Origin of the sequence: Lysobacter alkalisoli, assembly GCF_006547045.1 — a bacterium.
Classification (GTDB): domain Bacteria; phylum Pseudomonadota; class Gammaproteobacteria; order Xanthomonadales; family Xanthomonadaceae; genus Marilutibacter; species Marilutibacter alkalisoli.
Map to the genome: position 1 here is coordinate 958,070 of NZ_CP041242.1, position 12,371 is coordinate 970,440.

At 63.9% G+C, this 12,371-nt stretch carries 13 protein-coding genes and 1 pseudogene; 8 read left to right on the forward strand and 6 right to left on the reverse strand.

Annotation, left to right across the window (positions count from 1 at the left end; genetic code table 11):
* Positions 1 to 23: 23 nt before the first annotated feature.
* Together sufB and FKV23_RS04125 are read right to left on the reverse strand one after the other, a co-directional pair.
* Entirely contained in the window at positions 24 to 1,508 is a 1,485-nt protein-coding gene (gene sufB / locus FKV23_RS04120) for a Fe-S cluster assembly protein SufB (RefSeq protein WP_167284946.1), read from the reverse strand.
* Positions 1,509 to 1,524: 16 nt separating this feature from the next.
* Positions 1,525 to 1,986: an SUF system Fe-S cluster assembly regulator gene (locus tag FKV23_RS04125; RefSeq protein WP_141622718.1), complete on the reverse strand. Its 462-nt coding sequence runs from the start codon at positions 1,984 to 1,986 to the stop codon at positions 1,525 to 1,527.
* A 177-nt stretch (positions 1,987 to 2,163) separates the two neighbouring features.
* Between FKV23_RS04125 and FKV23_RS04130 the strand changes: the two genes are divergently transcribed.
* The 3 genes from FKV23_RS04130 to FKV23_RS17115 all read left to right on the forward strand — a co-directional run bounded on the left by FKV23_RS04130 (position 2,164) and on the right by FKV23_RS17115 (position 6,123).
* The gene (locus tag FKV23_RS04130; protein WP_141622719.1) at positions 2,164 to 2,679 is read left to right on the forward strand and encodes an SET domain-containing protein; all 516 of its coding nucleotides are present in this window, start codon (positions 2,164 to 2,166) and stop codon (positions 2,677 to 2,679) included.
* Between the two features lie 258 nt (positions 2,680 to 2,937).
* A complete protein-coding gene (locus tag FKV23_RS04135) occupies positions 2,938 to 3,738 on the forward strand; it encodes a 3-hydroxybutyrate dehydrogenase (protein ID WP_141622720.1) in 801 nt (266 codons plus the stop codon).
* 147 nt (positions 3,739 to 3,885) lie between these two features.
* Positions 3,886 to 6,123, forward strand: coding sequence for a DUF5916 domain-containing protein (locus FKV23_RS17115; RefSeq protein WP_167284949.1), 2,238 nt, complete (start codon positions 3,886 to 3,888; stop codon positions 6,121 to 6,123).
* On the opposite strand, the gene FKV23_RS04145 is transcribed toward FKV23_RS17115, so the two are convergent.
* Positions 6,120 to 6,557: a putative toxin-antitoxin system toxin component, PIN family gene (locus FKV23_RS04145; RefSeq protein ID WP_141622721.1), complete on the reverse strand. Its 438-nt coding sequence runs from the start codon at positions 6,555 to 6,557 to the stop codon at positions 6,120 to 6,122. The genes FKV23_RS17115 and FKV23_RS04145 overlap by 4 nt on opposite strands.
* Positions 6,558 to 6,624: 67 nt before the next feature.
* Between FKV23_RS04145 and FKV23_RS04150 the strand changes: the two genes are divergently transcribed.
* From FKV23_RS04150 to FKV23_RS04160, 4 genes and pseudogenes are all read left to right on the forward strand, one after another.
* Complete coding sequence (locus FKV23_RS04150) at positions 6,625 to 7,215, forward strand: carboxymuconolactone decarboxylase family protein (RefSeq protein WP_141622722.1); 591 nt, start codon at positions 6,625 to 6,627, stop codon at positions 7,213 to 7,215.
* Positions 7,216 to 7,305: 90 nt separating this feature from the next.
* A complete protein-coding gene (locus FKV23_RS04155; protein WP_208543233.1) occupies positions 7,306 to 8,076 on the forward strand; it encodes an ion transporter in 771 nt (256 codons plus the stop codon).
* A pseudogene (locus tag FKV23_RS17755) lies at positions 8,073 to 8,174 on the forward strand (DUF4236 domain-containing protein); the annotation flags it as partial. The gene FKV23_RS04155 and the pseudogene FKV23_RS17755, both read left to right, overlap by 4 nt.
* A 120-nt stretch (positions 8,175 to 8,294) precedes the next feature.
* Positions 8,295 to 9,284, forward strand: coding sequence for a hypothetical protein (locus FKV23_RS04160; RefSeq protein WP_244244091.1), 990 nt, complete (start codon positions 8,295 to 8,297; stop codon positions 9,282 to 9,284).
* Between the two features lie 17 nt (positions 9,285 to 9,301).
* Here FKV23_RS04160 and FKV23_RS04165 read toward each other — a convergent pair whose 3' ends face one another.
* The 3 genes from FKV23_RS04165 to FKV23_RS17475 are packed head-to-tail and all read right to left on the reverse strand — an operon-like array spanning position 9,302 to position 11,666.
* On the reverse strand, positions 9,302 to 9,625 hold the full coding sequence (locus tag FKV23_RS04165) for a helix-hairpin-helix domain-containing protein (RefSeq protein WP_141622724.1): 324 nt from the start codon (positions 9,623 to 9,625) through the stop codon (positions 9,302 to 9,304).
* Complete coding sequence (fusA, locus tag FKV23_RS17470; protein WP_244244150.1) at positions 9,625 to 10,896, reverse strand: elongation factor G; 1,272 nt, start codon at positions 10,894 to 10,896, stop codon at positions 9,625 to 9,627. The genes FKV23_RS04165 and fusA overlap by 1 nt, the downstream gene beginning before the upstream one ends.
* A complete protein-coding gene (locus tag FKV23_RS17475; protein WP_244244092.1) occupies positions 10,800 to 11,666 on the reverse strand; it encodes a GTP-binding protein in 867 nt (288 codons plus the stop codon). The genes fusA and FKV23_RS17475 overlap by 97 nt, the downstream gene beginning before the upstream one ends.
* Positions 11,667 to 11,930: 264 nt before the next feature.
* Here FKV23_RS17475 and FKV23_RS04175 point away from each other — a divergent pair, with 264 nt between their 5' ends.
* The gene (locus FKV23_RS04175) at positions 11,931 to 12,368 is read left to right on the forward strand and encodes an OsmC family protein (protein ID WP_141622725.1); all 438 of its coding nucleotides are present in this window, start codon (positions 11,931 to 11,933) and stop codon (positions 12,366 to 12,368) included.
* The last annotated feature ends 3 nt before the right edge of the window (positions 12,369 to 12,371 follow it).

Sequence of the window (12,371 nt, forward strand, 5' to 3'; positions counted from 1 at the left end):
AGGGGTTGGGGTGAGGGCATCGATCAGCCGACGCTGCCTTCCAGCGAGACTTCCAGCAGCTTCTTGGCCTCGACCGCGAACTCCATCGGCAGTTCGCGGAATACCGACTTGCAGAAGCCGTCGACGATCATCGACACCGCATCCTCCTCGCCGATGCCGCGCGAGCGGCAGTAGAACAGCTGGTCCTCGCTGATCTTGGAGGTGGTGGCCTCGTGCTCGACGGTCGCGGTCGGGTGCTTGACCTCGATGTACGGGAAGGTGTGCGCGCCGCACTTCTTGCCGATCAGCAGGCTGTCGCACTGGGTGTGGTTGCGCGCGCCGGCGGCGCCCTTGTCGACCTTGACCAGGCCACGGTAGGTGTTCTGGCCACGGCCGGCGCTGATGCCCTTGCTGATGATCTTGCTCTTGGTGCGGGCGCCGACGTGGATCATCTTGGTGCCGGTGTCGGCCTGCTGGCAGTGGTGGGTCAGCGCGACCGAGTAGAACTCGCCGACCGAATCGTCGCCCAGCAGCACGCAGGACGGGTACTTCCAGGTGATCGCCGAGCCGGTCTCGACCTGGGTCCAGCTGATCTTGCTGCGGTCGCCGCGGCACTCGCCGCGCTTGGTGACGAAGTTGTAGATGCCGCCGCGGCCTTCCTCGTCGCCGGGGTACCAGTTCTGCACGGTCGAGTACTTGATCTCCGCGTCTTCCAGCGCGACCAGCTCGACGACGGCGGCATGCAGCTGGTTCTCGTCGCGCATCGGCGCGGTACAGCCTTCCAGGTAGGAGACGTAACCCTTGTCCTCGCAGATGATCAGGGTGCGCTCGAACTGGCCGGTGTTCATCGCGTTGATGCGGAAGTAGGTGCTCAGTTCCATCGGGCAGCGCACGCCCTTGGGGATGAACACGAAGCTGCCGTCGGAGAACACCGCCGAGTTCAGCGCGGCGAAGTAGTTGTCGCCGGTCGGGACCACGCTGCCCAGATATTGGCGGACCAGCTCGGGGTGCTCGGCGATCGCTTCGGACATCGAGCAGAAGATGACGCCCTTCTCGGCCAGTTCCTTGCGGAAGGTGGTGCCGACCGATACCGAGTCGAATACCGCGTCCACCGCCACCCCGGCCAGCTTGGCGCGCTCGTGCAGCGGCACGCCCAGCTTCTCGTAGGTGTCGAGCAGTTCCTGCGGCACTTCGTCGAGCGAGGCGTACTTCGGGCCCTTGGGCGCGCTGAAGTAGCTCAGCGCCTGGAAGTCGATCGGCTCGATCTTCAACTTGGCCCAGTTCGGCATCGGCATGGTCAGCCAGTGGCGGTAGGCCTGCAGGCGCCACTCGGTCATCCACTCCGGCTCGTTCTTGCGGGCCGAGAGCGCGCGGATGATGTCTTCGTCCAGGCCCGGGGGCAGGCTGTCGGACTCGATGTCGGTGACGAAACCGGCGTCATACTTGCGGCCCAGCCGCGCGTGGATGTCGCGGTTGGCCTCGGGCAGGTCGGTGGTGGTTTCGGGGGTTTCGATGATTTCGGTGGCCATGGGGGCTGCCTACTGTCTATATGTTGGCGAGGCGCAGGTCGATGCGCTTCGTGTCGGGTGGGGCGGGCGGAGATGCCGGCGGTTCCAGCATCTGCGCCAGGGTCATATCGCGCAGCGCAGCGACGATCACATCGTTGATGTGGCGCCAGTTGGCACGTACGCCGCACTGGTCCTCGATGGTGCAGTTGCCGCCATGTACGCTGCACTCGGTCATGCCGAGTGGTCCTTCCATGGCCTCGACGATCTCGATCAGGCCGATTTCGTTGGCCGGACGGGCGAGCCGGTAGCCGCCGTTGACGCCGCGGAAGCCCTCGACCAAGCCCGCCTGCGCCAGCGGCTTGAGCACCTTGGCCACGGTCGGCGGCTCCAGACCGGCGCGCTCGGCCAGCTCGGACGTGCTGAGCACGTCGTCGGGACGGGTCGCAAGCACGGTCATGACGACCGTTGCGTAATCGGTGAGTTTGGTGACGCGGAGCATGCCGGGCGCTGGCCTTTAATCAGTACCGGAATTGTACGGATTTAGCCGGAGCAGGCCAAGTAGGGCCCCGGCAGACGTTCAGGCCAGGCCCGCGGACAGACCCCTGCCGTACCCGGGGTATTGGCCGTTGTCATGCGATCCGGGTCAGAATGACTGCAAGCCAACCTGGAAGCCCACATGCCAAGCAAGATTGTCGCCCGCCGTTCCGAGATCCATGGCAACGGCGTTTTCGCCAAGGAACCGATCCACAAGGGCGAACGTGTCGTCCAGTACAAGGGCAAGCTCAAGACCCATGCCGAGGTCGATGCCGGCGACACCGGCGACGTCGATTCCGGCCATACCTTCCTGTTCACCCTCAACGACGAGTACGTGATCGACGCCAACGAGCGGGGCAACGTCGCGCGCTGGATCAACCACAGCTGCAAGCCCAATTGCGAGGCGGTCCTGGACGAGGACGAGGGTGGCGATCCGCGCAAGGATCGGGTGTTCATCGAGGCGATCCGCGACATCGAGCCGGGCGAGGAGTTGTCCTACAACTACGGCATCACCCTGGCCGAGAAGCATACGAAGGAACTGAAGCAGGTCTGGGCTTGCCTCTGCGGGGCGAAGAACTGCACCGGGACCATGTTGCAGCCGAAGAAGGACAAGAAGAAAAAGAAGAAGGGCGGGAAGAAGAGAAAGAAGAAGGCTTGAGGCGGGTTGTCCCGCGTGGGAAGCCGGTGGCCCGGCCTTTGCGGGACACGCCGTTAACCCATCCCTGGGGGCTCTTCCGAAACATCCATGTTTCGTAAGGTCCCGCAAAGGCCGGGCCACCGGCTTCCGGACACGTGGTCGGCACTTGCCGGAAACCCATTCGAAGTCGGCGTGCCGCGTACCAACGGGCAATGGTGTCGTCATCGGGACGGGGCGATACTGCCGGGCATTGAAAGTGCAGAACGGTAGGAGCCAGGCATGAGTTCGATTGAAGGCAAGGTCGCGGTCGTCACCGGCGCCGCGAGCGGCATCGGCAGGGAGATCGCGCACGAGTTGTCGCGCGCCGGCGCGGCAGTGGTCATCGCCGACCTCAACCTTGACGGTGCCCAGGCCGTCGCCGACGCGATCACCGCGACCGGCGGCCGCGCGCTGGCGGTGGCGATGGACGTCACCGACGAGGCCGCGGTCAATGCCGGCATCGAGCAGGCGGTGCAGGCGCTGGGGCCGATCGACATCCTGGTCTCCAATGCCGGCATCCAGATCGTCAACCCGATCGACCAGTACGACTTCGGCGACTGGAAGAAGATGCTCGCCATCCACCTCGACGGTGCTTTCCTGACCACCCGCGCGGTGCTGCCGCACATGTACGCGACCGGCGCCGACGGCAAGCCGCGCGGCGGCACGGTGATCTACATGGGCTCGGTGCATTCGCATCAGGCCTCCAAGCTCAAATCCGCCTACATCACCGCCAAGCACGGCCTGCTCGGGCTGTCGCGGACCCTGGCGAAGGAGGGGGGCGAGCGTGGCGTGCGCAGCCATGTGGTCTGCCCGGGCTTCGTGCGCACGCCGCTGGTCGACAAGCAGATCCCGGAGCAGTCGAAGGAACTGGGCATCCCCGAGGCGGAGGTAATCCGCAACGTCATGCTCGGGCAGACCGTGGATGGCATTTTCACCACCGTCGAGGACGTGGCGCAGACCGTTCGCTTCCTGTGCGAGTTCCCGAGCGCGGCGCTGACCGGACAGAGCATCATCGTCAGCCACGGCTGGCACATGCAGTAGTCCTCACCGGCCGGACGCCTGCCGGCCTCCGGGGCTCCATCGGAGCATGGATGCGCGCTGGGTGCGGATGGTTGCCATGACTTGTGCCAGTCGGCGCTGGGGCAGGATCGGCATAGCCTGTGCGCCGATCCCGTACAACCAGTATCCATGCGCCTCTCCTTTTTTCTTTTCGCCTTGGCCCTGGCGGCCGCCCCCTCCGCGCATTCGGTCGAGATCGACGGCCGCATCGACCCGGACGAATGGGCGGGTGCGCAGCACATCACCGATTTCCGCAAGGTCCAACCGCTGAGCCTGGAGCCGGGCTCGCTGCCGACCGAGGCTTGGGTGAAGGCGGTCCCGGAAGGCCTGGCGATCGCGTTCCGCAATGAGCAGCCGCAGTCGGTGACATGGACCCGGCAGCGGGTGCGACGCGACTTCAATGTCCAGGTCGACCGGGTCAACCTGATGGTCGACTTCGATGGTGATGGCCGCACCGGCTACAACTTCACCATCTCGTCCACCGGCGGCATCGCCGACGCGGTCATCACCAACGAGAACCAGTTCAACGACGACTGGGATGGAAGCTGGCTGCACGCGGTGCGCGAGGAGGAGGACGCCTGGACCGTCGAGATGCTGATCCCCTGGTACATCGCGCCGATGCGCGAGGGCGAGGACGGCATGCGCCGGATCAAGCTGCAGCTCGACCGGGTGATCGGCTCCACCGGAGAGCGCATGGCCTGGCCCGGCGCCAGCTTCGAACGGCCGCGCTATCTGTCCGACTTCGCCGAGATCGAGGTGCCGCAGTACAGCCAGTCGCTGCTCGCGCTCACGCCATACGTGTCCGGGCTGTACGACAACATCGGCGGCAGCAGCGATTTCAATGCCGGTCTGGACCTGTTTTGGAAGCCGAACGGCCAGTTCCAGCTCAGCGCCACGGTCAACCCGGACTTCGGCCAGGTCGAGAGCGACAACCTGGTGGTCAATTTCAGCGCCACCGAGACCTTCGTCAGCGACAAGCGGCCGTTCTTCACCGAGAACCAGGGCTTTTTTGAGTACACCACGCCTTCCGACTTCAGCCAGTTGCTGTACACGCGCCGGATCGGCGGCCCCGCCGACGATGGCAGCGGAGCCGGTGACATCAATGCGGCGCTCAAACTCAACGGCAGCTTCGGGCAGATAAAGTACGGGTTGTTCGCCGCCGATGAGGCCGGCGAGGCCGGGCGTGCATTCCGTGCGCTGCGGCTGGTCCGCGACTTCGAATCGCAGAACCTCGGCATGATGCTGGTCCACACCGATCGACCGTTCCGCGACCGCGAGGCGACCGTGCTCGGCGTCGACCACAACTGGCGGCCGACGCCACGCTGGAACGTTCGCAGCCGCGTGTTCGGCAGCGAAGTCGACCAGTTCGGCGCGACGGCGCGCGACCTCGGCGCGACGGTCTGGGCCGACTACGAGATGGACGGCGGCTGGCGCCAGCAATGGATCGCCATGCACTTCGGCAACGATCTGGAAATCAACGATGCCGGCTACCTGTCGCGCAACAGCATGAATTACCTGCATTGGGAGGTGCGCCGGCGCTTTGCCGAGTTGCCGGAAACCTCGCGCTACGCTTCCAAGGACTGGCGAGGGCGCATCACCACCATCCACAACAATCGCGGCGACAAGCTCAATGACCAGTTCCGGCTCAGCCGCCAGGGGCAGTTGCGCAACGGCAGTTCCGAGTACGGCCAGATCAACATCAACAGCGCCGGCATCAACGACACGCTGCTGCGCGGTAACGGCGTCGTGAGGCTGCCGTCCAACTTCAGTGCGTTCTACGAGTACGAGCGCCCGCGCAAGGGGAACTGGACGCACGATGTCGAGCTGGAAGTGTTCAGTGGCGGACTGGCCGGCAATTCGAAGATCGGCTCCGCGGTCTGGTACGGCGCCACCTATTTCGTCAACGATGCCTTCAGCATCAACGCCGGCGCGATCACCATCCGCCGACCGGACTGGCTGATCTGGCAGGGGCCGGATCAGGGCAACCTGGTCGGCGCCTACGACGGGCGTGAGGTGAAGCTGCGGGCCGGGCTGGACTGGAGCATCGGCAGCCGCCAGGAGTTGCGGGTCAAGCTGCAGGCGATCGGCATCGACGCACGGGCGCATGATGCCTGGCGCTTCGATCCCGCCGGCCATGCGATCGCCGTCGCCGATCCCGTCGATGACTTCAGCGTGCGCAACTTCGGTTTCCAGATCCGCTACCGATACGAGCTGGCGCCGCTGTCGTACCTGTACGTCGTATACGGCCGTGGTGGCTTCGACGCTCTCGACCATGCCGATGGTGTGGGCAATGCGCTGTTCGACAGCTTCGACCTGCGTGATGACGAACAGTTGATGGTGAAATTGTCGTACCGGTTCGAGATCTAGTCGGGCGATGTCCAGGCCTCTGGCACCAGGATGGCGAACAGGCCATCGCGCCGGGTGTGGCGATTGAGTCTGAGCAATGCCTTGTCGCGGCTGACCAGCCAACGGGCGCCGCTGGCATGGGCGAGTTCGAGGAACTTCTGGTCGTCGGGGTCGCGGCATCGCGGCAATGTCGCCGTTTCATCGGGCCTGGTATCGAGATGGACCGCGCTGGCGTCGAAGGCCTGGAGCAGCGAGCGTTGACGATCGGATTCCAGCGCCAGTAGCGGATAGCCGAGTACCCGACGCCATTCCTCCCTGCAATCCGCATTGGTTACGGTTTCGACCTGCCCGGAGCGGATTGCCGTGCCGATCGCGATGATGCGAGGGTCGTCGAACACCAGCAGGTCGAGCCAGGCATTGGTGTCGAGGACGATGCGGGGTGGGGTGGCAGTCATCCGGCAAGGCTAGCAGCCTGCGCGGGGATGTAAGCTCGAACCCTCATCGCGAACCTGGGAAGCCGTCATGCCACTGGTCGATCCCTTGCCTGCCGACAGCGACGCCGAAGTCGCCGAGCTGGCGAAGTTCTTCAACGAAACGCTGGGCTTCTGCCCCAACAGCGTACTGACGATGATGCGGCGGCCGGCGATCGCCAAGTCCTTCATCGCCCTGAACATGGCGGTGATGGAGAATCGGGGCCGCGTTACCAGCGCGCTCAAGCGTTTGATCGGTTATGTATCGAGCCATGTCGCCGGCTGCCGCTATTGCCAGGCGCACACGATCCGCGCCGCCGAGCGCTATGGCGCCGATGCCGACCAGATGGAGCATGTCTGGGAGTACCGCTCGCATCCGGCCTTCAGCGAGGCCGAGCGCGCCGCGCTGGATTTCGCGCTGGCCGCCTCGCAGGTGCCCAACGCGGTCGATGAGGGCGTGCAGGCGCGGATGCGCACGCACTGGGATGAAGGGGAGATCGTCGAGATCCTCGGCGTGATCGCGTTGTTCGGCTACCTCAACCGCTGGAACGACAGCATGGCGACGACACTAGAAGAGGGCGCCGAGGAGTCCGGCCGCCAGTGGCTCGCGCATGAGGGCTGGACGCGCGGCAAGCATGTGTAGAAATTTTTGTGCTCTGTGCGTCCATTCTTGTCGGCGGATGACAGCGAACTTTATGGGGCGTACCCTTCGCGAAGACAGGGGGGCAGAATCGTGTGGAAAAGTCGCATATACGCGATCATTCACGGTGAAGGGAGTGAAGGGCTCAACGGCTTTCAGCGTGGCCTGGTATCGATAATCCTTGCCAGTGTATTCATTGCCGTAGTCTCCACCGAGCCTATGGTCCGTGAGTTTGCCGGGCCCACTCTGCTATATGTCGAGTTTGTGTTCGGGGGCATTTTCCTGGTCGAGTATATGGCTCGCGTCTGGAGTGCTGGATCACAGTCCCAGTTCTCGGGCTTTCTCGGACGTGTTCGCTACATGCGACAACCAATGGCGGTAATCGACTTGGTCGCATTGGCCCCCTTTCTGGTTGGGTTGTCAGGCCCGGAGTCGATGATCCTCCGGCTGGTTCGCTTGCTTCGGCTGCTTGCCCTGACCAAGCTTGCGCGCTATTCGACAGCGATACGCCTGGTCTTCGAGTCCATACACAGCCGGCGTTTTGAACTTGGTTTCACCATGCTGCTGGCAGCCTGCGTGATACTGGTCTCATCGGCAGTCCTGTATGTCGTTGAGGGTGATGGTCAGCCTGAGGCATTTGGAAGCATCCCGCGTGCGGCCTGGTGGAGCGTGGCGACGCTGACAACGGTCGGTTACGGCGATTTGGTTCCGCTGACTCCGCTTGGAAAATTCTTCGCATCGCTAACTGCGTTCGCCGGGATTGGGCTGATTGCCATGCCCACTGGCATCCTGGCTGCTGGATTCTCGGATGCTTTGTCGAAGGCTAAGGCAGACGCGGATGGGGTAGAGGGTAACGTGCAATGAGATTCAGGCGTCGGATCAGGATCGCGCCGGGGATTGGTCTGAATCTTTCAGGTAGCGGCGTTGGTCTTTCCTTCGGGCCTCGTGGGGCGTCGGTATCTGTAGGGCCGAAAGGTGTCTGGGGGAACGCAAGTATTCCAGGTTCAGGGCTTTACCAGCGAAAGAAGCTTTCTGGCCGTCAAACTCCTGGCTTTGGATCAGCGAAGGTAAGCCGGCGTGAGTTGGAGGCCGAGCTTCTTGAGCGCTTCTACTCGTCCGGTCCGCGCCTGACAGCACCGCTGGATGGCGGCTCCATCGATCTTGTAGACAGCGAGGGTGCCTCGCTTACGTTCGAAGTACAGGAGGTTGCGTGGAAGCATCTTCGAAACGAGCTGCTGGATCAGCTTGCCTCGCAGTGTGAGGCAATCAGCGCGGATATCCATTCTCTGGCTACGTTGCATCGCACCACGCCATCTTCAGTCCCTTCGCTGGAGTATGTGCGGAAGCCGTTTGACCTTCAGGAGCCATCACCTCCTGAGTTGGAAAACTATCATTGGCTATGGAAAGTGTTGCCTTGGCATCGGCGCAAGGTGGATGCCGCAAATGATGCGGGCGTTGAAGCGTATCAAGCAGTGCATCGAGGTTGGCTCGATGCTCGTTCTGCACATGACAGAAAAGCACTTGAGCGTCAAAGTTACTTCAGGAAGCGCGATAGTGGAGATAGTGCAGGTATTGAGGATTTCCTCGGCTGGCATCTGACCGGATTGCAATGGCCTCAGGATACTTCTGTCGATCTTGCGCTTAGTCCTGAAGGCAGCAGGCTATGCCTTGATGTCGACTTTCCTGAGATCGAGGATCTGCCTCATGGGGTGCCGGAAGTTGCCGTTAGGGCGCGCGAGTTACGAGTCAAACCTTTCAGTGAATCGGCCAAACGCAAGCTCTATGCGGCACATGTTCATGCAGTGATGTTTCGACTCGTAGGAGAAGCTTTCCATGCCGCACCGACGCTTGGAGAAGTGGTGGCATCGGGCTACTCACAGCGTCCAGATAAAGCGACCGGGACCATTCGTGATGAATATCTGATCAGTGTGGTTGTCGAGCGGTCGGGCTGGCAGGAGATCGACTTCTCGCGGCTCGATCTCGTGGACCCAGTCGATGCGCTCGCACGATTTCCGTTGCGGCGAAAGATGACAAAGACAGGGATCTTCAGTGCGATCGAGCCGTACACCTGAGTCACAAGGGGTATGAGCTATCGGAGGCGTCGCAAGCCTGCCGGCAACCGCGCCTCCACTCCAGCCCAGATCGCCTTGCGCCCTTCGGTGAACGCCCACCACGGTCGAGCGTCGTCGCGGTCGGCGAACGCGACTGCGGCTATGAAGGTGTCCAGCACGCAGGGGTCCTGGCGCAGGCCGGTCAGGGTGCATAGCTGCAAGTAGAGCCCGGTTGCGTCCTTGCCGCGCAGCCCGGTTGGCGCTTCGATGCCGAGCGCGCGCAGGTCGTCGGCCATCGACGGGCCGATGTTCGGGATGTCCTCCAGCCGCTTTGCCTCGGCCATGGTGCGTGCTTTCGCCATCAATCCTCCTCGTGATGCGGTTTGTACGCCTCGACCAGTTTCTGCTGCACCTGTGCCGGTACCGGCTCGTAGTGGCTGAAGTCCAGTGAGTAACGACCGCGGCCGGCGGTCACCGATTTCAGCTCCGCCGCATAGCCTTCCAGCTCGGACAGCGGCACCTGGGCCTTGACCACGATCTCGTGGCCCTTGGTCGCGTCGGTACCGTTGATGCGGGCGCGTTTGGCCGCCAGGCCGCCGCTGATGTCGCCCATGTTCTGCTCGGGCGCGGCGACCTCAAGGTCGACGATCGGTTCGAGGACCTGCGGGCGCGCCTTGCCGACTGCGTCGAGGAAGGCCTTCTTGCCGGCGGCGACGAAGGCGACCTCCTTGCTGTCGACCGGGTGATGCTTGCCGTCGTAGACGATCACCCGGATGTCCTGCATCGGGTAGCCGGCCAGCGCGCCGCCCTGCAGGACCTGGCGCACGCCCTTCTCGACCGCGGGCAGGAACTGGCCCGGGATGGTGCCGCCCTTGACCTCGTCGACGAATTCGAAGCCGCTGCCACGCGGCAGCGGTTCGATGCGCAGGAACACTTCGCCGAACTGGCCGGCGCCACCGGTCTGCTTCTTGTGGCGATGGTGGCCCTCGGCCTTGCCGCTGACGGTCTCGCGGTAGGCGATCCGCGGAGGGCGCGATTCGACCTCGACGCCATGACGTTCCTGCAGCCGCTCCAGGTTGATCCGCAGGTGCAGATCGGACAGGCCGCGGATCACGGTCTCGTTGGTCTCGGTTTCGTGTTCGACGACGAAGCAGGGGTCCTCTTCGGCCAGCTTGTGCAATGACGCGGCCAGTTTCTGTTCCTGACCCTTGCGCGTCGCCTCGACCGCGAGGCCGAACATCGGTTTGGGGAAATCCAGCGGCGCGAGGTGGATGTGGTCCTCGTCGTGGCTGTCGTGCAGTATCGCGTCGAAATGCAGCTCGTCGACCTTGGCAACGGCGGCGATGTCGCCGGGAATCGCGCGCTCGATCTCGACGTGGTCCTTGCCCTTGAACTTGAACAGATGGCCGACCTTGAAGGGTTTGCGGCCGTCGTCGACGAATAGCTGGGTGTCGCGGCGCACGGTGCCCTGGTAGACGCGGAACGCGGCCAGTTTGCCGACAAAGGGGTCGTTGATGACCTTGAATACATCGGCGATCACGTGCGCCTTCGGATCGGGTACGGCTTCGATGCGTTCGTGTTCAGGGCCTTTCTCGAAGGGGGCGGGTTGGCCTCGGCCGGGTTCGGGAACCAGCGTTCGGCGATGTCGAGCAGTTTTTTCACGCCGACGCCGCTGCGCGCCGAGCAGAACATCACCGGCACCAGGTGGCCTTCGCGCAGGCATTGCTCGAAGGCGTCGTGCAGTTCATCGCCGGACAGTCCGTCCTCGCCGAGGTCGAGATAGTGCTCCATCACCGTCTCGTTGATCTCGACCACCTGGTCGATGATCTTCTGGTGCCAGTCGGCGATCGGGCCAAGGTCACTGTCGCCTTCCGATGTGCCAAAGCAGTCGACCACCGCTTTGCCGCCATCGGTTGGCAGGTTGAGCGGCAGGCAAACCGGGCCGAAGGCCTCGCGCAGTTCCTCCAGCACCCGGCCCGGGTCCACACCTTCGTGGTCGATCTTGTTGATGACCACCGCGCGGCAGAGCTGGCGCGATCTGGCGTAATCCATCATCCGACGGGTGCCGTACTCGACGCCGTGGTCGGCATCGACGACGACCAGTACCGTCTCCACGGCCGCCAGCGCCGAGAGCGCCGGACCGCGGAAATCGGGGTAGCCGGGGGTGTCGATCAGGTTCAGATGGACGCCGTTGTGGTCGGTGCTGGCGATCGCGGCATCGAGCGAATGGCCGCGCGCCTTTTCCATCGGGTCGAAGTCGGACACCGTGGTGCCGCGTTCGATGCTGCCTGCCGTCTGAATGGTGCCGCCGGCGTGCAGCAGGGCTTCGAACAGGGTGGTCTTGCCGGCGGCGGGGTGGCCTGCCAGGGCCACATTGCGGATATCGGCGGTGCTGTAGGACATGAGGCCGTCCCTCCCAGGATGGTGGAGTGGATGGGCCGTCATGGCTGTCCGCTTCGGTAGCGCTGTCGTCCGAGGGCGGAGTGGCGCTCGGCGGGCGGTCATGGCGGGGTGCCGGCCGGGCGCGAGCCCGGACCGGGGATGCAAGCCTCGCGCTGTCTGCAATGGAGGTCAAGCCTGCCGTGGCCGGCCCGCCGGGCGTCGCGGGTCGATAACAAACGAATGGCTATTCTTGAAGGCTGATTCCACCATGACGGAGCAAGGCAGATGGCATTCAAGCGCTACGCCGATGCGGTCTGGCAGGGCGACCTGCAGGCCGGCAAGGGTTCGATGAGCACCCCGCAGAGTGGCCTGTTCGAGGCCCAGAACTATTCCTTCAAGACCCGCTTCGGCGACGAGAAAGGGACCAATCCCGAAGAATTGCTGGCCGCGGCCCATGCAGGCTGCTTCAGCATGGCGCTGTCGGCAGTGCTCGGAAAGGAGGGCTTCACCCCCGACCGCATCCAGACCCGTGCCGAGGTCGAGATGGAGCCGGGCATGGACCCGGGGCCGACCGTGACCGGCGTGCACCTGATCGTCGAGGCCAGCGTGCCCGGAATCAGTGTCGAGCAGTTCCAGCAGATCGCGGAAGGCGCAAAGGCCGGCTGCGTGATTTCGCGTGCGCTGTCGGTCCCGGTCAGCCTGTCGGCGACGCTGAAGGCCTGACCC